General features: G+C 40.0%; 18 protein-coding genes and 2 pseudogenes. 12 read left to right on the forward strand and 8 right to left on the reverse strand.

Features of this window, described 5'->3' with window-relative positions; translation table 11 throughout:
* The 11 genes from tssK to AC4IFO_RS15320 all read left to right on the forward strand — a co-directional run bounded on the left by tssK (nucleotide 1) and on the right by AC4IFO_RS15320 (nucleotide 14,943).
* Nucleotides 1–1,359, forward strand: a complete 1,359-nt coding sequence (gene tssK, locus AC4IFO_RS15270) for a type VI secretion system baseplate subunit TssK (RefSeq protein WP_490735617.1) — start codon at nucleotides 1–3, stop codon at nucleotides 1,357–1,359.
* On the forward strand, nucleotides 1,352–2,107 hold the full coding sequence (icmH, locus tag AC4IFO_RS15275) for a type IVB secretion system protein IcmH/DotU (RefSeq protein ID WP_490735619.1): 756 nt from the start codon (nucleotides 1,352–1,354) through the stop codon (nucleotides 2,105–2,107). Before tssK ends, icmH begins: the two co-directional genes overlap by 8 nt.
* 8 nt (nucleotides 2,108–2,115) lie before the next feature.
* Entirely contained in the window at nucleotides 2,116–4,728 is a 2,613-nt protein-coding gene (gene tssH, locus AC4IFO_RS15280) for a type VI secretion system ATPase TssH (protein WP_490735621.1), read from the forward strand.
* Nucleotides 4,729–4,733: 5 nt separating this feature from the next.
* Nucleotides 4,734–5,522: a helix-turn-helix domain-containing protein gene (locus AC4IFO_RS15285; RefSeq protein WP_490735623.1), complete on the forward strand. Its 789-nt coding sequence runs from the start codon at nucleotides 4,734–4,736 to the stop codon at nucleotides 5,520–5,522.
* Between the two features lies 1 nt (nucleotide 5,523).
* Complete coding sequence (gene vasI, locus AC4IFO_RS15290; protein ID WP_490735625.1) at nucleotides 5,524–6,174, forward strand: type VI secretion system-associated protein VasI; 651 nt, start codon at nucleotides 5,524–5,526, stop codon at nucleotides 6,172–6,174.
* A 5-nt stretch (nucleotides 6,175–6,179) separates the two neighbouring features.
* A complete protein-coding gene (gene tssA, locus AC4IFO_RS15295) occupies nucleotides 6,180–7,628 on the forward strand; it encodes a type VI secretion system protein TssA (protein WP_490735627.1) in 1,449 nt (482 codons plus the stop codon).
* Nucleotides 7,628–11,176, forward strand: coding sequence for a type VI secretion system membrane subunit TssM (gene tssM / locus AC4IFO_RS15300; RefSeq protein WP_490735629.1), 3,549 nt, complete (start codon nucleotides 7,628–7,630; stop codon nucleotides 11,174–11,176). Before tssA ends, tssM begins: the two co-directional genes overlap by 1 nt.
* Before the next feature lie 49 nt (nucleotides 11,177–11,225).
* Nucleotides 11,226–12,569, forward strand: coding sequence for a VasL domain-containing protein (locus AC4IFO_RS15305; protein ID WP_490735631.1), 1,344 nt, complete (start codon nucleotides 11,226–11,228; stop codon nucleotides 12,567–12,569).
* Complete coding sequence (locus AC4IFO_RS15310) at nucleotides 12,562–14,298, forward strand: type VI secretion system baseplate subunit TssF (RefSeq protein WP_490735633.1); 1,737 nt, start codon at nucleotides 12,562–12,564, stop codon at nucleotides 14,296–14,298. The genes AC4IFO_RS15305 and AC4IFO_RS15310 overlap by 8 nt, the downstream gene beginning before the upstream one ends.
* A gap of 245 nt (nucleotides 14,299–14,543) precedes the next feature.
* Nucleotides 14,544–14,681, forward strand: coding sequence for a hypothetical protein (locus tag AC4IFO_RS15315; RefSeq protein WP_490735651.1), 138 nt, complete (start codon nucleotides 14,544–14,546; stop codon nucleotides 14,679–14,681).
* On the forward strand, nucleotides 14,632–14,943 hold the full coding sequence (locus tag AC4IFO_RS15320) for a SymE family type I addiction module toxin (protein WP_490735635.1): 312 nt from the start codon (nucleotides 14,632–14,634) through the stop codon (nucleotides 14,941–14,943). The genes AC4IFO_RS15315 and AC4IFO_RS15320 overlap by 50 nt, the downstream gene beginning before the upstream one ends.
* On the opposite strand, the gene AC4IFO_RS15325 is transcribed toward AC4IFO_RS15320, so the two are convergent.
* The 5 genes and pseudogenes from AC4IFO_RS15325 to AC4IFO_RS15345 all read right to left on the reverse strand — a co-directional run bounded on the left by AC4IFO_RS15325 (nucleotide 14,940) and on the right by AC4IFO_RS15345 (nucleotide 17,579).
* Complete coding sequence (locus AC4IFO_RS15325) at nucleotides 14,940–15,260, reverse strand: DUF7716 domain-containing protein (RefSeq protein WP_490735637.1); 321 nt, start codon at nucleotides 15,258–15,260, stop codon at nucleotides 14,940–14,942. The genes AC4IFO_RS15320 and AC4IFO_RS15325 overlap by 4 nt on opposite strands.
* 1 nt (nucleotide 15,261) lies before the next feature.
* A pseudogene (locus AC4IFO_RS15330) lies at nucleotides 15,262–15,384 on the reverse strand (RHS repeat-associated core domain-containing protein); the annotation flags it as partial.
* Nucleotides 15,385–15,402: 18 nt separating this feature from the next.
* Nucleotides 15,403–15,579: pseudogene (locus tag AC4IFO_RS15335) on the reverse strand (RHS repeat domain-containing protein); the annotation flags it as partial.
* 217 nt (nucleotides 15,580–15,796) lie between these two features.
* Nucleotides 15,797–16,171: a hypothetical protein gene (locus AC4IFO_RS15340; RefSeq protein WP_490735639.1), complete on the reverse strand. Its 375-nt coding sequence runs from the start codon at nucleotides 16,169–16,171 to the stop codon at nucleotides 15,797–15,799.
* 13 nt (nucleotides 16,172–16,184) lie between these two features.
* On the reverse strand, nucleotides 16,185–17,579 hold the full coding sequence (locus tag AC4IFO_RS15345) for an RHS repeat-associated core domain-containing protein (RefSeq protein WP_490735641.1): 1,395 nt from the start codon (nucleotides 17,577–17,579) through the stop codon (nucleotides 16,185–16,187).
* Nucleotides 17,580–17,684: 105 nt separating this feature from the next.
* Here AC4IFO_RS15345 and AC4IFO_RS15350 point away from each other — a divergent pair, with 105 nt between their 5' ends.
* On the forward strand, nucleotides 17,685–18,017 hold the full coding sequence (locus AC4IFO_RS15350) for a SymE family type I addiction module toxin (RefSeq protein ID WP_490735643.1): 333 nt from the start codon (nucleotides 17,685–17,687) through the stop codon (nucleotides 18,015–18,017).
* A 55-nt stretch (nucleotides 18,018–18,072) separates the two neighbouring features.
* Here the strand turns inward: AC4IFO_RS15350 and AC4IFO_RS15355 are convergent, their stop codons facing one another.
* From AC4IFO_RS15355 to AC4IFO_RS15365, 3 genes are all read right to left on the reverse strand, one after another.
* Entirely contained in the window at nucleotides 18,073–18,525 is a 453-nt protein-coding gene (locus AC4IFO_RS15355; protein WP_490735645.1) for a hypothetical protein, read from the reverse strand.
* Entirely contained in the window at nucleotides 18,522–19,040 is a 519-nt protein-coding gene (locus AC4IFO_RS15360) for an RHS repeat-associated core domain-containing protein (protein ID WP_490735647.1), read from the reverse strand. The genes AC4IFO_RS15355 and AC4IFO_RS15360 overlap by 4 nt, the downstream gene beginning before the upstream one ends.
* A gap of 9 nt (nucleotides 19,041–19,049) precedes the next feature.
* A partial coding sequence (locus AC4IFO_RS15365; protein ID WP_490735649.1) for an RHS domain-containing protein occupies nucleotides 19,050–19,647 on the reverse strand: 598 nt, incomplete at its 5' end.

Raw genomic sequence — 19,647 nt, forward strand, 5'->3', positions numbered from 1 at the left:
ATGTCAACTAAAAATAGAGTAATTTGGCGTGAAGGGCTATTTATCAAACCTCAGCATTTTCAGCAACAGCAACGTCATCAAGATTACGTTACAGAAAGTATTCTTAAAAATTTTATTTCTCATTTTTGGGGATTCAGCCACTTATCTTTAAGTAACGATTTATATTCTTTAGGCCGTATTGGTATTAAGGAAGCATCTGGTGTTATGCCTGACGGCACCATTTTTTCTTTTCCTAGCCAAGACTTGTCACCACAACCAATTGATATACAAAACATTACCGACAGTGATAGTCATATTATTTATCTCGCCTTTCCTTTAGCTAATGGAAACGTCAACGAAATATCAAACGAGCATAATGGGAGCCGTTTACTTTCACGTTATAGCGAATGTATGGAAAATGTTCGTGATTTACATACAGAAAATGGCGATTTAAGTGCTATCCATGTTGCACAACTAAACCCTATCCTTAAACAAGGTAAAAGTGGCTTAGATGCCTACGTGGCACTGCCCATATGTCGCATTAGAGAGCGTAATGCCAACGGAAGCTTAACGCTTGATAACGATTATATTCCAAGCCTTTTGAATATTCGAGCATCGCTATTACTCACTGAATTTCTCACTGAGATTGAAGGCACTTTGTATGAACGAGGTAAGCAAATAGCCTCCCGAATTGGTGCTCCTGGTCAGCAAGGTGTTGCGGATGTTGCGGAATTTATGATGCTACAAGTACTCAACCGCACCTATCCCCTTTATTCACATTATGCGCAAGAGCCAGTCATTCACCCTGAAAAGCTTTTTCGGGATTTATTGGAACTTTGTGGCGAGCTGCAAACATTCACGAACTCGTCTCGCTTACCCGATACCATTGCAAAATATAAGCACTTTGATTTAACAGATAGTTTTCTCCCATTAATAAAAAGTATCCGTGAAGCATTAAGTGTTGTCTTGACGCCGCGTGCAATTCCTATTCCGTTACAAATCCAAGAACACGGTATTCGAGTGGCGACTATTCATGACAAACAACTGCTCCAAAAAGCGGAATTTATTATTGCAGTTAAGTCACAGATGCCACAGGAACAACTACGTCGGCAGTTCCCACAGCAAACTAAAGTAACTACGGTAAATAATATTCGCAGCTTGGTCAGTGTTCAAATACCGGGAGTCCCTTTATCTCCGCTTTCAACCGCCCCACGGCAATTGCCTTATCATTCTGGGTATAACTACTTCCATTTTGATCAACAAGGTAGTGAATGGAAAGGGATCCAAAAGGATGGCAACATCGCATTCCACGTTTCTGGGAATTTCCCAGATTTAGATATTCAGTTATGGGCGATAAGAGATGGAGCACTCTATGACTGATAATATTTTACTTAACCATGATGTTGATAGTGGTATTTCGCAGAAGAATTACCAAATCCCACTTCGGGGGAACAACATTAACCCAATGATCGATGCTGCAACACCACTTTTAGGTATGGTCTTACGAATGAAAGCGATGTCTGAAACACCACTTTCAGAAAAACTTTATCAACAAGTGGTTATGGATATCACATCAATTGAACAGCAATTACAAATACAAGGTTACGAGCCTGGAGCTATTGTTTCATTTCGATATGTCTTGTGTACCTTCATTGATGAAACAGCTCTTGGATTGGGCTGGGATCAAGAGAACGACTGGGTAAAACAGTCACTACTTGTCCACTTTCATAACGAATCATGGGGTGGAGAAAAGGTCTTTATTTTAATTGAAAGATTATTAGGTGAACCCAAACGCTACCTCGACCTCATTGAGTTTATCTACCTTTGTCTTTGCCTTGGATATCGTGGTCGTTACAAAGTATCTGCAGGGCAAAATGATGAATTTAACCATTTGCTTAGACGCTTACAAAAACAGATACAGCAACTTAAAGGTGATGCAAAACCGATTGTTCTCTTTGAAAAAGGTGATAACAAGCAGAGCCGCTACCGTTTAGGTAAACGGCTAGGTGTACGTTACATCATCATTGGCGCTGCAATATTAGCGTTTATTATTTATCAAATTTACTCATCCCAACTGAATTATCAAACACTCAGTATTGTGGAACAACTTAATACTTTACTCGGCTAGGACGCACTATGATCCAAATTGATCTCTCAACACTTGTTAACCGATTACACCCGATTGCTAAGCATGCGTTAGAAAGCGCTGCAGCCTATTGTGTAAGCCATCAACAACCTGAAATTACGATTGCTCAGTTTCTTCAAAAACTCATTGAAACGCCATTAACTGACATTCGCCTGATCAGCCAGAAGAGCACTTTGGATATTAATAAGCTGTCAGAATTATTAGATATTCAAATTCCACCTCATCACGCTATTACACAGAGCTACCCGAGTTTCTCCCCCTTATTAGTGGAGTGGATGAAAGATAGCTGGTTACTTGCATCGACGGAATTCAACCATAGTGAGCTGCGCTCTGGTGTTCTCTTTCTAACATTATTACAGATGCCCCTGCGTTACCTCCCAAAACCTGTTGCAGACATGCTTTCGCAAGTTAACCGGGAACAATTAAAACTCAATTTTGATAAGTGGACGGAAGGTTCTGCTGAATCACCTTTTGATAAAAAGACACCTCAAGACAATGGCAAAATCGCTTCGGACTCATTGTTAGCAAAGTTTACTCAGAACATGACTGAACAAGCTCGAAACAATGAATTAGACCCTGTTTTATGTCGCGATCATGAAATCGACCTTATGATTGATATCCTTTGCCGTCGCCGAAAAAATAACCCTGTCGTTGTTGGGGAACCTGGTGTCGGAAAAAGTGCGCTTATTGAAGGCCTCGCATTACGCATTATTGCTGGCGAAATTCCTGAAAAATTAAAAGGATGCGAACTTCTAACCTTAGATTTAGGTGCATTGCAAGCAGGTGCTGCGGTTAAAGGCGAGTTCGAAAAACGTTTTAAAGGCATCATGCAAGAGGTCTCTAAGTCTCCTCACCCCATAATTCTATTCATTGATGAAGCTCATACATTGATTGGTGCTGGTAATCAGCAAGGTGGTCTAGATGTTTCTAATTTATTGAAGCCAGCATTAGCGCGCGGTGAATTGAGAACCATCGCAGCAACCACTTGGAGCGAGTATAAAAAGTATTTCGAAAAAGATGCCGCATTAGCCCGCCGTTTTCAATTAGTTCAAGTCACAGAACCTACATCCGCGGACGCAATTATCATTATGCGTGGTTTACGCGCTATTTATGAAAAAGCACATCATGTTTTTATCGATGATGAGGCACTTCGAGCCAGTGCAGAGCTGAGTGAACGCTATATTTCAGGCCGTCAATTACCCGATAAAGCAATTGATGTCTTAGACACCGCATGCGCAAGAGCAGCGATCAATTTATCTTCGCCACCAAAACTGCTCTCTTCGTTAAAAACTGAGCTCCAGCAAATTGAAATGGAGACCGTAGTACTAAAAAGAGAACATCATCTTGGCTTAGATAACCACTCCGAACGCCTTGAGGAGCTAGCATCAAAAACAAATGAGATTGCGCAAAAAGCGTCAGATATACAGCAAGCATGGGAACAGCAACAAGCACTTGTTTCGCAAATTATTACTTTGCGCTCAACGCTATTAGACGGTGAAAACACTGAACTCCAGTCTGAAGAAGCTCGCCATTCTGATGAGCTGAAACAGGAATTACAAACACTAGACCTTCAACTTACACAGTTGCATGAAACACATTTACTCGTTTCCCCACATGTTGATAAAAAGCAAATTGCAGCCGTTATCGCTGAATGGACAGGCGTACCATTAAATCGATTATCGCAGGATGCCTTATCTATTGTTACCGACCTTCCTATGTACTTAGAAGAAAGTATTAAAGGGCAATCATTAGCTATACAGTGCCTACACAAACATTTGTTAACTGCGCGCGCTGATTTACGCCGCCCAGGTCGCCCTCTTGGTGCTTTTTTATTGGCTGGACCAAGTGGTGTTGGTAAAACAGAAACGGTTATCCAAATAGCACAATTAATGTTTGGTGGAACTCAATACTTAACAACCATCAATATGTCTGAGTTTCAAGAAAAGCACACGGTATCACGCCTCATCGGTTCACCTCCTGGCTATGTCGGCTATGGTGAAGGTGGAATATTAACGGAAGCTATTCGCCAAAAACCTTACTCGGTTGTACTACTTGATGAAGTCGAAAAAGCGCATCCAGACGTTCTAAATTTGTTTTATCAAGCATTTGATAAAGGCGAAATAGCCGATGGTGAAGGACGAGTTATTGATTGCAAAAATATCGCATTCTTCTTAACGTCTAATTTAGGCGACCATGTGATTAGTGCTTATGCCGATAAACCAGATGAACTGCAAGATGCCCTCTATCCTGAGCTAACAACCTTCTTCAAGCCCGCCCTACTGGCACGTATGGAAATTGTGCCTTATTTACCTCTTTCGGCTGATATTTTGCGGCAAATTGTTGATAGCAAACTGACTCGCCTTATGATCCTATTGAAGCAACGCTTTAATGCAAAAATCCAGTTAGAAGATAGTGTCCCTAATGAAATTTTACGTCGAGCTTCTCGCGCGGAAAATGGTGCGCGCATCTTAGAATCAATTATTGATGGTGCTTTATTGCCCCCACTTTCTTTGTTACTCCTTCAGTTCAGTGCCCGTAATGAGGCCATCTCCCATATTCGTCTAACGACAGAAAATGATGAGTTTATTGCGGAGGTTAGCTAAGAAAAATGAAAGCAAGACTAAAAAATGCACTTGCTCTTCTTGAGTGTCATGACGTAGAAGCACTAGTGGTTCAATTTTTGACACACAGTTTTTCGCGCAGCGCATTCAGCGGGCTAATTATTTCATTGGTCAATAAAACTGAAAATAGATTAGAAAGCTGGAATATTGACCACTCGCTCCAAGTTCAATGCCATTTTTTAGACACTGATATTACTGATGCCGATCACCCTTTGATTCAACTTGTGTTGAAGGGTGAACCTACATTTTGGAAGAATTTACAACAAGGTAGCTATATTAATAACGTGCCATTACGTGATTTTATCTCACAACTACCGGTAAATACTGGGTTGTATAGTCTGCCACTACATGATCTTAACCATAAATCATGTGGTGCCATTATTCTTTTAGGCCAGTTCAAAGAGTTAGAAAACTTCGAGCAGGGTATTTTTCCCATTTATTGTGAGCTCTTTCATCAGCAATTAAAGCGCATTCTTGAATTAGCAAATACGCAACAAAAAATTTCTCACTTGCTATATCTCAATCAGTTGCAGAGGGAAAAGGAAGTTAGCCTCAATGAGGCCTTAAGCACACTAACAGCATCAATCACAAACATGGAACCTGCAACCGTAAATTTCCAAAATATTAATGACTTAGAAGTTGCAATCGAGAGTTATGAAAAAGAAATTTTATTAGATAAGCAAAGAGAACTAAAAGGAGATATCAACGCAATGGCTGAACACCTCAACATATCTAAGCGTGCGCTGATATATAAATTGAAGAAGTATGGAGTATAAAATGAAAATACTAAAAATCTTTTTCTGCTCTTTTATGCCGATTTTCTTCGCTTTGCCAGGAAAAGCCGAAAGCAATATTGATCAGAATATCGCAGAAGAACTCACACAGTGTCGCCTAGAATCTTCCCAGCTTCTTCGCTTAGATTGTTATGACAAAATAGTGTTGTCCTCAACGTCTGAACCAAATACTTCATCTAATATTGCTCAAATGGGAAAAACCTGGCGCCAAGCTTATGAGCATGAAATGAAGCGTATCGAAAATAGTGCAGGTTTCTTAGTCTCAGTACCCGAAAATGGTGATTACCCCGTCATTATGACCATTCCAACCATTGGTTTTCAACCTCCGCGCCCTGTGCTTATGTTGAGTTGCATTGACAACATTACCCGTATGCAAATTATTTTACCAAACAAACAGGATGCAGGCAGTGTCATGGTCTCAACCGATAAAACTCAATTCACTGCGGAATGGTTTTTACGTGAAAATGGCTATGTATTGGAATCAAGCCGCGGTTTACCTGGCATAGATGAAATCAAGCGTTTACTGAGTGGCGAAAAATTGACTTTAAAATTAACGAATAACGAAAAACTAACGTTCAATATTTCAGGGATGTCCCAAGAAATTAAACCATTAAGAGCCGCTTGCCACTGGTAGAAATTATGATAAACAATACCTCTTATTCCTGGAAAGAACAGCTACTTGCCCATATTGATGAACAGCTGGTGTGTAGCACTGTGAACGATAGTGATCCTGACTGGGAGTATATCGATAGTGAAATGATAAAATTCGGCTCACTCAGTCACAGTCAATTAGATATTAAAGAAATTCAACGCCGGTGTTTGCGGTTACTTGAGACGCAGACAAAAGATTTTCGTTTAATCGTTCACTTACTACGTACCTTACAGCATGCTGGTGAACCTAAAGAGTTAGTCTTAGCAGCACAGATCCTTTCTGATTTTACGCGTCAGTATTGGAATACCTGCTACCCAACAAATATTAAGCTCAAAGTACGTTTAGCTAACCAAATTCTAAAACGATTCGAATCTGCGAACGATGCATTTTGCCGTTCTGCTAATGGCAAAATGCGTGATGATATTCTGGGCTCTTTTGCTTATTTAGCCCAATTTTGGCATGAGCAAAGTCCCGAACTTTCTCAACAAGTTGATGCATTGAGTCGAGGTTATCAACGAATTGAAGAAAGCGAACAACCTATAGTGTTAGCTTCAGCACCAAAAGAAGCCGCAACGCCTATTACTGAACCTGTACAACCACCAGCAAATAGCCTTGTCATGCCAGCAATCAATATAAATCAGCATGACGAAAGACAATGGAAGCAAACATTGCTCCAAGTTTCAGAGTTTATTTGTCTCCAAGCACCTGAAAGTTCTGTTGGTTATCGTTTAAGACGTTATGCGATCTGGTACTCCATCACCATGCTGCCCCAAGCCGATCATCAAGGTAAAACACCTTTAGCACCAGTTTCAATGGATCGCGTAATGGATTACAAAGCCCAACTTTCTCAACCATCAGACTCTCTATTAAATAATATAGAGCAAAGCTTATCACTCTCACCTTATTGGTTAGAGGGCCACATGCTCGCTGCACAAACGGCAGTTAAGTTAGGTTATTCAGGAGTCGCAAATGGTATCGCTGAAGAGTTACGTTTTTTTTTAGCTCGCCTTCCGAACCTTGCCAACTTGTATTTTTCTGATATGAGCCCTTTCGTCCCTGACAGCGTAAAAGAATGGTTAGAACATTGTAACCAAACAAAGAGTGCTCAATTGTCTCATTCAAACACTACGTTATTACAGAAAGATGTTTTACTCTGCTATGAACAGCAAGGGCTGGAAGCTGCATTAAAACTTATTGAATCAAGTCTGGTAACTGCAATAGAGCCTAGAGATAAATTTTATGGGCAATTATTGTCAGCACAACTATTCGAGCTCTCCGGAATGGGCTATATGGCGGCCCATTTATATCAGCAACTTTATACCGCTACTTTACACTTTTCACTTGAGGATTGGGAACCCAGCCTCATACGACAACTCGTTCAAAAAACAGACAAAATACCAGAAACAACAATGACTATGGATAGGGATCTACAATAATGAAATTACCGTTTTTCTCCATTTCAAACATAACCAATTCGGTAAAAAAACTGTTTTTTGCTGATAAACCTAAAATTGCCTCCTTTTTCCTATTTTTATTAGCGTTACTTCCTGCGCTCGTCATTGTTTGGATTTGGTGGTGGGGACCTACATTTAGTTATCAAGACTCGATGCCATTTAGTACACTCACCTCACGCTGGCTTGCTACGTTAATTATCATTCTACTTGTCGTCAGTTGGATAGGCTTAGTCACATGGCGTCGGGTAAAAAAACTTGAAGCTCTAAAACTCGATGTTGAGTTAACCGTTGTTGACCCCGTTAGACTGGATATTGATTTCCAAAATCGTTATTTAGACTATTGGAAGTCTCAATTTACTCGTCACCTAAATGGCCATACCAAGGCCGTTTATTTGCGCCCTTGGTATTTTGTTTTAGGTGCAAACCAAAGTGGAAAACATAGTTTATTAAAGAACACACTGAATCCATTGGATATCGCGCCAAGTGAAAATATCGTTAATGAACAAAAGCTTCCTTTAAATATTGAATGCTTGTTAACAGATAATGCCGTTCTTTTTGTCCCTAATGGCAAACTATTGACTCAACCAAATGAACATAATGAGAAACCTCAGCTCTATCATCGCTTGTGGGAAGAGCTACTTAATTGGATAAAGACTAATCGCCCAAGACAACCCATGAACGGGATTATTTTAACGGTGGATACCTTATCCTTACTCACCAATACGAAAGAGCAAAATAGTCAATTGATTGCCGACCTGCAAATGCGTATTGAAGAAATTAGAATGACTTTTAATAGTCAACTGCCATTATACATCGTATTAACGAAGCTAGATTTATTGCGTGGTTTCGATTCAATGTACCAATCATTGGATGCCCAACAACGTAATCAAGTGCTCGGCGTTTCTTTCGACCTTAAATCTCAAAAAGATTGGAAGACCGGTTTAACGCATTTCTGGTTACAGTGGGTTAACCAAATGAACAGCGCACTACCTGAAATGATGTTACAACGAGCAGAAGGTAACCAACGTAGCGATTTATTCAGTTTTGTACGTCAAATAGAAGGGTTACAGAGCCACGTTATAACATTAATTAATGCGCTGTTAATCAATAACGAGCAACATAATATTTGTTTAAGGGGCGTTTATCTCACCTCTGCATTACAGATTGGCCAAATAGACGATGTCTTTAGCCAAACGGCATCTGTGCAATACCATCTACCGACAGCGCCACTAACAACTTGGCCAATTAATGATAGCCATTCTTACTTTACACATCATTTATTTGCTCAAGTCCTTTTCAGTGAACCTAATTTGGCTGCTGAAAGCCAATATTGGGTCAAAAAACATCGTTCTCGTCTCTTAGTCACGACACTGGCAAGTTTTGCGGGTCTAATCGCCCTTTGGGGTGGTTGGAATCACTATTATGATAAAAACTACCGTGCTGGTGAGAGTGTGCTTAATGAAGTTAAGGCCTTTAGAACGATAGATAATAACGTTCAAAAAGACACTGATGGTAGCTTACAACTTCCCGTCCTCAACCCATTACGTGAAGCGACACTTGCCTATGGGAGCCACCGTGATAAAAATGTGTTGTTTTCTGATATGGGGTTGTACCAAGGTCAAAAAGTCGGCCCACAAGTTGAGCAAGTTTATCTGCAATTGCTCACTGAACGTTTCTTACCCGCGATTATGTCTGGGCTCTTAATTGAACTTAATAATGCAGATAAGGGCAGTGAAGATAAACTCGAAGTTTTACGTATTATGCGCATGTTAGAAGACAAAACTGGGCGTAATAATGGCATGGTTGAAGACTTCATGGCAAATTATTGGAGTCATCTATTCACAGGACAACGTGAAAAACAAATGCTATTAAAAGCGCATTTGCGTTATGCGCTTGAACACACTAATTGGAAGGCTGAACGTGACAACGGACTTATGGCGGCAAATAAAGCTTTCACGCCTTTTGCCACCCCCATTAAAGATGCCCAGAAAGAACTCAGTGAGTTATCACTTTATCAACGTGTGTACCAAACATTACGGTTAAAAGCCAACCAAGAACTTTCAGCGCCTTTAAATTTGCAATATCAGATAGGCCCGAGTTTTAATACTGTTTTTACGGCTATTGATGAGGATAAATTAGAAATTCCGCAGTTTTTAACACGCTCGGGATTATTAAACTATTTTATTCGCCAAAATGACAAATTAGTTGAACTTACCTTACTTGATGCTTGGGTTCTCAATCTCACATCAAATACGCAATACAGTGAGAATGATCGTAAAGAAATTCAACGTCAAATCAGTGAGCAATATCTCAGTGATTATATCGCTCAATGGCGTAACGGAATGAGTAATTTAGAAATTCGTGAGTTTGATTCAATCCAAGATGAAATTATCGCCCTTGAGCAAATCATCAGTGGAGAACAGCCTTTACGTCGTGCTTTGCAAGTTTTGCGTGATAATACGGTTATTCCATCCATTGATGAAAATTTACCTATTGAAAAACAAAAAGCCTTGATGGCAGAACCGTCTTACCGCTTATTAACTCGTTTAGATAGAGAATTCACGCCTCAAACTGAGATATTAGTCAGTAACCAAGGAGAAAACTTACAAAATCTCAATCAAAAATTGAATGATTTGCACCGGTATTTACTGGGAATACAAAATTCCCCAGTACCAGGCAAAGCAGCACTTAAAGCAGTCTCTATGAGACTCAATGATAATAATAAAGATGCCATATTTGAATTATCGCAAATGGCAAAAACATTGCCTGAACCGCTCAACCGCTGGGTAGATGAGCTGGCTGAACAGGCATGGAATGTTGTCCAGAAAGAAGCTATTCGACATATGGAAGTTGAATGGAATGAAAATGTAGTAAAACAATATAATACTTATATTGCAGGCCGCTATCCGTTTAATCCAAACTCAAAACAGGATGTACCATTAAGTGAGTTTGAACGCTTCTTTAAGCCCAATGGCACACTCGATAGCTTCTACCAACAAAATTTACGTTTATTTGTTGAAAATAACTTAGTTGATAATAGGGATAGCCAATCGCTGATCCGCGCTGATGTATTAGCACAAATCGAAACTGCCAATCGCATTAGAGAAACCTTTTTTAATGCACAAGGTAATTTGGAAGCACAATTTGCAGTTGAACCTCTTTCGTTAAGTGGCAATAAGCGCCGTAGCATCTTAAATCTTGATGGTCAGCTTATTGATTATGCTCATAGCCGCAGCCATGTCACGCAACTTGTTTGGCCAAACTCGATGCGCTCAAATATTGAAAGTAAACTGACTCTGGTTCCTCTTTCTGGTGATAAATCGCCCCGTTCTATTAGTTTCTCGGGGCCATGGGCACAAATGCGCTTGGTCGATAGTGCGAAGTTAATGAATATCAAATCCAATTCATTTGACGTTCGCTTCACGATTGATGGCGGTGATATGACTTATCGAGTACTCGTTGATGAATCTAATAATCCTTTCTTCGGGGGATTATTCACAAAATTCCGTTTACCTGAAACCCTTTACTAATGTGACTGTCCCCACTTATTTATAGTGGGGACATAGGATATTGAACGAAATGAAATCAGAACATTTAGTAATTAAAGTCGGTAGCTCCCCTTTAGATACTCCCGAATTTATTGCCCTTAAAACAGAATTTAACAAGCTAAGTCACCCTGCACGTCCAGAGGTTAGCTGGACGCTTATTGAGTCACTTTGTTTGTCTCTCTTTAAAAATCATGGTATCGACCTGCAAAGTAGTGCTTACTATACAATTGCACGGCTACAACAACATGGACTCAGTGGATTTACTGAAGGGTGTGAATTATTAGCAAGTATCATTGTTACACATTGGGATACGTTATGGCCTGAAAAACCAAACCAACGCACAGAAGTATTCAACTGGTTTAACACAAAGGCCAGCGCCCTACTGCGGCAGCAAGCTTATGAAACAAAAGACCTACGTTTGATATATCGCTCAGAACGTGCGCTACAATTAATCATTGATAAATTAGCTAAAACAACATGGGAAAAACTGCCTAAAATTGAGAACTTATTATGGTTCTTTCAAAATTTAGCCAAACAACTTGAAAAGCAAGAAGAATACACTAAACAGAATACCGCTGAACCTGTCACTCTCCCCCCTTTAGTGTATATTCAGCAACCCAAGAAACAGGCAGAGCAACCCTCACCAACGTTTATTTTTGAATCCCCAGAGCCCGCTTCATCATTAACGGTTGCACCTCAAAAAATGAGTGCTACTCGTGGTTTTATATGGGGTTGTGTTCTTTGCAGTACATTATTTTTAGTCAGTGGGTTTAGCGCCTATGTTTATTTTAAACATGAAATGGAGGCCATTGCGTCCGTTCCTGAAGGCGCAGTCGCTAAATGGTTATTTAAACCCGATATAAATACTTATGAATACCATTTAGCTTTGCTTGAAAAGCGTTCTCCCCTTGCTAACTTAAAACTGATCGAAAACATGCAAGAAAAAGCAAAATCTTATTGGCCTGCGGATGCGGAGCAAACTTATTTCAGCCGAAATTGGCAAAACCAATATGAGACGCGCTTAGAAAACATGCCGATTAATGATAGTTGGTCTGAAACAGCAATGTTACTGCAGCAACTATCAAATAAAATTGTTCAACAAGAAAAAAATAGAGGTAGCTTTACATTATCCTATTTAAAAACAGCCATTTATGACATTCAAAAGCAACACAACAAAGTGGAGCCTATTGAAGAAAAGCTCCGACAATTATCTCTACAAATTAAAGATGGACAACCTGTATCCCCTGCCACTCTCATCAATATTGATAATAAAATTAATGGGTTATTAGCTCGTTACTATGAATTACAAAAACAAGCAGAGCAACAAGGTTTAAAACCGGGGTCATATTCATCTTTTGGATTAAGTCATGAGTGAAATTAAATATATTAAAGAAAAGCAATACTTACAAAAGTTGTACCGTGAGTACGCAGATAAAAAGCCACATTTAGCGGATGTCTTAGATCCGCAAGACCCACAAACAAGTTACCTATTAGAAGGGTTTGCTTTTTTGTCTGCTCGTTTACAGGATAAAATTGATGATGCATTTCCTGAAATCACATTACCTCTACTGCAACGACTTAACTCCCAAGCGATAAAAGGACTTCCATCAACAGCTATTATACAAATAGACCAAAATGAATCACTTTCTTTCCCTGTAGAGATAAATAAAGATCATCTTGTTTTAGGTGATAATGGGGCTCGTTTTAGCTTTTGTCATGATCTCCTCGTGACACCCTATAGCCTTCTTGATAGGAAAATTATTCAACACCCAAACCGCTCTTGTATTTCGCTTGAAATACAGTATCGAGGTGAAACTAAATTTAACTCTACAAGCTCACTTGATGTCTTTTTAGGACCCAATAAAAAAACTTCTGAAACCTTACTACTCGCATTTAGCCAGTATTTTGAAAAAATTGAAGTTATCCATAATCATATTCGCTATGAGGGTGATCCACTTAACTACGCTTTCGAGCCAAAAATAGGAAAAAACCATAAGATTTTCCCACAAGAAAATGCATCACTCTGTGCTCCACAGCAATTATTGGAAGGTCTTTATTTACCTCATGTTCACCATTTTATTGAGCTTAATATTCCTCAAGTTGTCACTGAATTGGATTGGGAACAGGAACAACGCTTTACAGTTAACATCTATTTCAATCAACAGGTTTCTCTGACACAAGAAGAATGTGAAAAGAGTTTTTATTTAAACTGTGCTCCTGCAATAGATACCGAAGCCCAACACACCCTTCTGATTGATTTTAAAGAAAATAAGTCAAGTTACTTGCTTCCTATTCCAAGTCACCACTACTTGGCTGACCTTTTCGAAATTCAACTTTCCCTTGAGCCACATGAAGAAGAGAGAGGCATCTACTGTCATTTTTATCCCACAACAGAATTAACTGCATCTTCACGCCTTATGCCTCAGTACCACAAAACCCTTTTTTACTCTTTAACAATGGAGAAAAATATTACAGGACATACTCTTTATTATTTAAACTTTTTTGATAATAAGGGCGCCCCTATGGTAATTCCACCCAGCTTGCATTTTTCATGCGTCTATGTCGGTTTTGAACGCAACCAAAAAAACGAGATTGGCTTATTAAACCAATACAGCGAAAAAATGCCTGACGGAATTAAAACGGGAAATATCACGTTATTATCATCTTGCTACCCTCCTATCGTCAATAACCATCATTTTTGGCAGTTGTTATCCCATTACAGTGCCAATGCCTCAATGCTAATGTCGTTAGACACCATAAAGCATATGATTTCTGATTATATTCTCTATCGAGATACTGATAGGCAAGTGACACGAAAATGTGAGCGATTATTAGCAGGGCTCATTGAGCTGAAAACACATTTATATGACCATATATTAAAAGGTAAACCCTACCGATGTTTATCTTTATCTCTATTACTTGATAACGCTCAATATGAAAATGAAGGTGAAGCCTTTGTATTTGCCACTCATCTCTATCATTTCTTTCCATTTTGCCTATCCGAAAATATGTTATTAGAGATGACAGTGACACTGAATGACGAGAAAAAAACAATGTGGCATTTATCCCCTACTCCCTTAAAAGGACATAAATCGATGCTTTAATTATCACTACTGATGAGCAAACTAATTAATATGTCCCAAAGCCTATCCCTATAGTCAAGGAAGGCATGAAAAGTGTGTCGAAGACACGTTTTAATTGCGTACCCGCCCCATGAACCTATAAGGCAAAGCTGCCAGTTTTTGACGTCCCAAGATAGCAGTGATTCGATGTTGTAACGAGCTAATAATCCAGTTGCAGTATAGTAGCTGGTATTGACAAAACCCAACTCAATGCGGAGAGGGTATTCTTGCCCAGCCGCATTGTCGTGGCGAGTTCTAAGTCAGGCACCACCATAAATAAAGCCCCCAAAACAGAACGTTATTACACCGTGGGCTATGCCCCGAATTGGCAACAAAACCGCACCACCGCCCGCGATACACCTTGAAGGGCAGTGGTTAAAGGAAGCGGGTTTTGAGACAGGCTTCACCTTTACGGTGAAGATTTTAAACGGCTGTTTGGTATTGATACCCGACAGCGAAGACACCCGAACAATTAAGCAGCAGAACCAACAACAGCAAGCACAACAGCTCAAAGCACACGATGCGCGAGCTGGTAGTAGAGTATACAAGCGGCTAAAGGGTAAACTGATCTGCTCTAAAAAAACAAAGAAGCCAGAAAATTGGAAGATCTTCTGGCTATGGAACTAAAGAGTTAAATAGGCATCATTATTAAAATAATAAATGATACATTGAAGCAGTTCCTCTTCAGTTACATTTACTTTCTGTAATTTGGCATGAGTAACAATGCTTTGTAACATTTGAATTGATAATACATACCTATAATTAGCTTCTTTTATAACATCTGGGTCATCATCTGGCTCATCAGAATCAACATCATCAGGATCTTCAATTATAGCTAGTGTATCTAAGTCCCAATTTACTGTATTTTTAGGTAGATACAGCGCTAAATTCCAAGGTATATCTATGACTCTTTGTAAAACAACTCTCAGTGTTTCTTTGATCATATTATCGTCCTCCTCCCCAATTACTCATTCCTCCTTTCCCTCCAGGATGTAGAGAATCTTGAACTGCTCCAGGAGCTTGATGTTGTTTTATAGGAACTAACTGCATAAAACCTGGCTGATTAGCTTCATGATGCCACTACACTCGCGGCGTGCCTTGGTGGTCGGTTACCACATAGTGCAACTTACCCTGTTGATAACGGGCTGTCGGGGTGATTGCACCAGGTTCATACAACCATTGAATTTGTGAGTCATAAGCCGGTGTGCCATCGGCATAGATTGGTGTTTCTTCCACCATTTGGTCGCCCGACCACAAATAGTGCCATGCCGTCACGCGCGGTTTGAGTTATGGAAATAGCGGATTCATATTACCTCTTCGAGGTAAAGTACACCGTCAATTGTATGATTAAGTCATTGTTTTAGATATTAGTTATCAAACAAAAGATTATTGTTTACCTGGATTTTAATATGCCATCCATATAAAAACAGGTAAATTTACAGTACAAATTGCAGTCATTCAAAATATGTAAATAGATAATTTACACTATATTCGAAAGTCTTTTTTGCAAGGTATTAATTTGTGCATTTACCGCTTCAATAATTAACGGGTCATATCCCCACATATCTAAAAAACCCCATTCTTTAGTAGGTGGATTAATCATGTTTTTTAATATAGCGATCGCTTTAGCTAAAAGTTCTTTTAGTATACTCATATACTTAGCTGGCCAAACATATACTATGCCTAGCACCTCTAATAAATAACACGCAGCTCTAATGGAGTCATACCTTTCCTCTTCTGGTGAAAAATTCATAATTTCATTTACTAGTAATTCAATATCACATTTATCCCATAATTGATGAAACCAATCCGCAGCCTCATCATTACCCCACGGCTCTCGACTCCAATCACCCATAATTATGTCCTTCTTATTTGCAATTTATATCAAACCTTGAAACTGATGATTTTTCAGCATCTAACCAGTCCGGATTTTTAAAACTATCTCTTGTACCTCTAGGAGCTCTTATATTAGCAGTTGTTCCTCCATCAGGAATACGCCCTCCATTTCTTACTATTTCACTTGCCTCTATATTAAATATTTTTTCTGGGTTACTACCATCCATATTTAAAACTTGAATCGTTTTAATATTATTAGTTGGTAATTTCCCAGATTGAATATGCTGATTTAGCCTAGTAACAAAATCTTGGTCAACAGTTGAGCCAACATAAACCTTACCTGTATTATCAATATATCGATAAACACCTATAGATTTAGAGTTTTCACCTAATAATATTGATAACTCAGTTTCCGCCAACCCAAACGGATCAACCCAACCCACCGGATTATGCACATACCCGTACGGATTCACACCACCCAGCAGCCCTATCGGGTCGGGGGTAATATACTGCCCGCAGTCCCTATCATAATAGCGGAAGCGGTTATAATACAACCCTGTTTCTCGGTCTTCATATTGCCCCGCAAAACGGAAGTAGCACTCCGTATAATTGGGGTCATTGTCAGCAAGGCCATCGCGGGATTGCCAAAACTGCATCTGTCCCCAGGTGTTCAGTCGCCCTGCCCAACTGGCTTTACCTGACTCGGTAAATATCTCTCGGGGTGTCCCTTGGTGGTCAGTTACCACATAGTGCAGCTTGCCATTTTGATAACGCGCCGTCGGTGTAATAGCACCCGGTTCGTACAACCATTGAATTTGTGAGTCATAAGCCGGTGTGCCATCGGCATAGATTGGTGTTTCTTCCACCATTTGGTCGCCCGACCACAAATAGTGCCATGCCATCACTTTGGGATTAAGTTGTGGAAACAGGGGATTGACATTAGCCACTTGGCTATCAACGGTTTGCGTTTTACTGAGTCGGCGTCCAAACGCATCGTAGGTATAGTGCCAACAGTCGCCTTTCGGTGTGAAACATGCGGTCAATTGGTTCTGTGTGTTCCATAGATAACGCCATTCCTTCGGTCGATAGCCGTGTTCATAGACAATTTTCTTCTCTAATCGCCCATTCACATCATAGTGGTAAAGCTGATACCCCCTTGCCGTATCTCGCCGTGTGACTCGGCCCGCATGCTGTTGCTGGAACAACTGCAACATCGCCCCTTGCGCATCCGACGGCAATGTCATGTGTTCAGTAAGATTCAGGTTTGCATCATAAAGAAACTTTTCATCACGATTGCCAATTTGGTTACTGTATTGGGCTTCAGTGATTTGGTCGTTCGCGTTATACCGATAAGTGGTTTGCTTCCAACGGTCATCTTCAATACACACCACATTGTGCGCACAGTCGTATTGATAAGAACGATGCACATCAGTACAAAATGGCGGTTGATGTGGATTATGTTGCAGTGATTGTAAGAAGTTTTCACTACCACGCCCCGCCCGTTGATGGGCGAGTAATCCGGTTGCGGTGTAGTGTATCGCTATATTGCAGGCGCGAGTTCTAAGTCAGGCACCACCATAAATAAAGCCCCCAAGACAGAACGTTATTACACCGTGGGCTATGCCCCCAACGGCAACAAAACCGCCCCACCGCCCGCAATACACCTTAAAGGCCAGTGGCTAAAGGAAGCGGGTTTTGAGACAGGCTTCACCTTTACCGTGAAGATTTTAAACGGGTGTTTGGTATTGATACCGGACAGCGAAGACATTCGGGCGATTAAGCAGCAAAACCAACAACAGCAAGCGCAACTGAGTGCAATAAAACACACCATGCGCGAGCTGATGGCGGAGTATACAAGCGGCTAAAGGGTAAACTGAGCGGCTCTTAATAATATGATAGAGTGATAATATAGTTGCTCTATCATAATTTAATTTTTTCGATATATTGTAATGCTGATTTACGTGCTCCCATTGATGCTGAGTTTAAATTTTCTAGTTTTTCAAAAAAGAGCTTCGCATGCTCTGCCATTGAATGTAAAAATTCATATCTATCAATAGAGGTTTTTATTTCCTCATGGCAGTTAACGCTAACTAAAATACGATGATCTTTTTGTGGTATAAAGCTAACAGCAATAGGTTGGTCAGGAAAATAGCATTTAAATTCCTCACCTTGACTTACAATAAAAAGACCTTCTGATAAATAGCTCCATAGTTCATCAATATAATCATACATTGACTTATCAATTAAATTTTTACCATTAATAGTCAATTCAATTGCACCTTCTATATAATCATTATTTCTTATTTTTTCTTTTAAATCAAAGATATTAATAAAGTCATCATTGAGTTTAATAAATGTATTTATGTTTATCATAATGTGCCTGGATAAAATTGACCTATTCTTCCATTTTTGAAACCAACAACATAGTCTTGCCCTTGATATTGCCCTGATATTTGATATTGTCCTACTGTTCCTTTTTTTATCAAAATATCTCTATTTTGCTTCATAACATTTTCAACAGCATCGGTTATGTCACCCATTTTCATGTCACGAGAAAAGAAAGTTTGTTTAGCTTTTATTGAGCCATCCCAAAAGTCAGGATGATGCCTTTCTAAGATATGCTTCATTCCTGATTTATCCAATTTAAAAGTTTCGTTTCCAAAATGAAAATCTTTGCCTTGGAAATTTTTTAATTCATTAACGACATCATGAGGCTTTGCTTTTCCAAAATCATTAGGTGAGCAACACGCCAACCCAAACGGATCTACCCAACCCACAGGATTATGCACATACCCATACGGATTCACACCACCCAGCAGCCCTATCGGGTCGGGTGAAATATACTGCCCGTTCTCGCTATCATAATACCGAAAACGGTTATAATACAAGCCACTTTCTCAGTCTTCATATTGACCCGCAAACCGGAAGTGGCATTCGGTATAATTGGGGTCATTGTCGGCTAGACCATTACGTGATTGCCAAAACTGCATCTGCCCCCATGTGTTCAGTCGCCCTGCCCAACTGGCTTTACCTGACTCGGTAAATATCTCTCGCGGCGTGCCTTGGTGGTCGGTCACCACATAATGCAGTTTGCCATTTTGATAACGGGCTGTCGGGGTGATTGCACCAGGTTCATACAACCACTGTACTTGTGAATCGTAAGCGGGTGTGCCATCCGCATAAATTGGCATTTCTTCCACCATTTGGTCACCAGACCATAAATAGTGCCATGCCGTTACTTTGGGATTAAGTTGTGGAAACAGGGGATTGACATTAGCCACTTGGCTATCAACGGTTTGCGTTTTACTGAGTCGGCGTCCAAACGCATCGTAGGTATAGTGCCAACAGTCGCCTTTCGGTGTGAAACATGCGGTCAATTGGTTCTGTGTGTTCCATAGATAACGCCATTCCTTCGGTCGATATCCATGTTCATAAACAACCTTTTTCTCTAACCGTCCGTTGACATCGTAATGGTAAAGTTGATACCCCCTTGCC

This window comes from Providencia sp. UF-224 (assembly GCF_058245955.1).

What these genes read in the sequence shown, in the direction of transcription:
- icmH (WP_490735619.1), top strand. Translation starts at nt 1,352, where the DNA reads ATGACTGATAATATTTTACTTAACCATGATGTTGATAGTGGTATTTCG.
- vasI (WP_490735625.1), top strand. Translation starts at nt 5,524, where the DNA reads ATGAAAATACTAAAAATCTTTTTCTGCTCTTTTATGCCGATTTTCTTC.
- tssK (WP_490735617.1), top strand. Translation starts at nt 1, where the DNA reads ATGTCAACTAAAAATAGAGTAATTTGGCGTGAAGGGCTATTTATCAAA.
- AC4IFO_RS15340 (WP_490735639.1), bottom strand. Translation starts at nt 16,171, where the DNA reads ATGGGTGATTGGAGTCGAGAGCCGTGGGGTAATGATGAGGCTGCGGAT.
- AC4IFO_RS15310 (WP_490735633.1), top strand. Translation starts at nt 12,562, where the DNA reads ATGAGTGAAATTAAATATATTAAAGAAAAGCAATACTTACAAAAGTTG.
- AC4IFO_RS15355 (WP_490735645.1), bottom strand. Translation starts at nt 18,525, where the DNA reads ATGATAAACATAAATACATTTATTAAACTCAATGATGACTTTATTAAT.
- AC4IFO_RS15305 (WP_490735631.1), top strand. Translation starts at nt 11,226, where the DNA reads ATGAAATCAGAACATTTAGTAATTAAAGTCGGTAGCTCCCCTTTAGAT.
- tssM (WP_490735629.1), top strand. Translation starts at nt 7,628, where the DNA reads ATGAAATTACCGTTTTTCTCCATTTCAAACATAACCAATTCGGTAAAA.
- AC4IFO_RS15320 (WP_490735635.1), top strand. Translation starts at nt 14,632, where the DNA reads ATGCCCCGAATTGGCAACAAAACCGCACCACCGCCCGCGATACACCTT.
- AC4IFO_RS15285 (WP_490735623.1), top strand. Translation starts at nt 4,734, where the DNA reads ATGAAAGCAAGACTAAAAAATGCACTTGCTCTTCTTGAGTGTCATGAC.
- tssA (WP_490735627.1), top strand. Translation starts at nt 6,180, where the DNA reads ATGATAAACAATACCTCTTATTCCTGGAAAGAACAGCTACTTGCCCAT.
- AC4IFO_RS15325 (WP_490735637.1), bottom strand. Translation starts at nt 15,260, where the DNA reads ATGATCAAAGAAACACTGAGAGTTGTTTTACAAAGAGTCATAGATATA.
- tssH (WP_490735621.1), top strand. Translation starts at nt 2,116, where the DNA reads ATGATCCAAATTGATCTCTCAACACTTGTTAACCGATTACACCCGATT.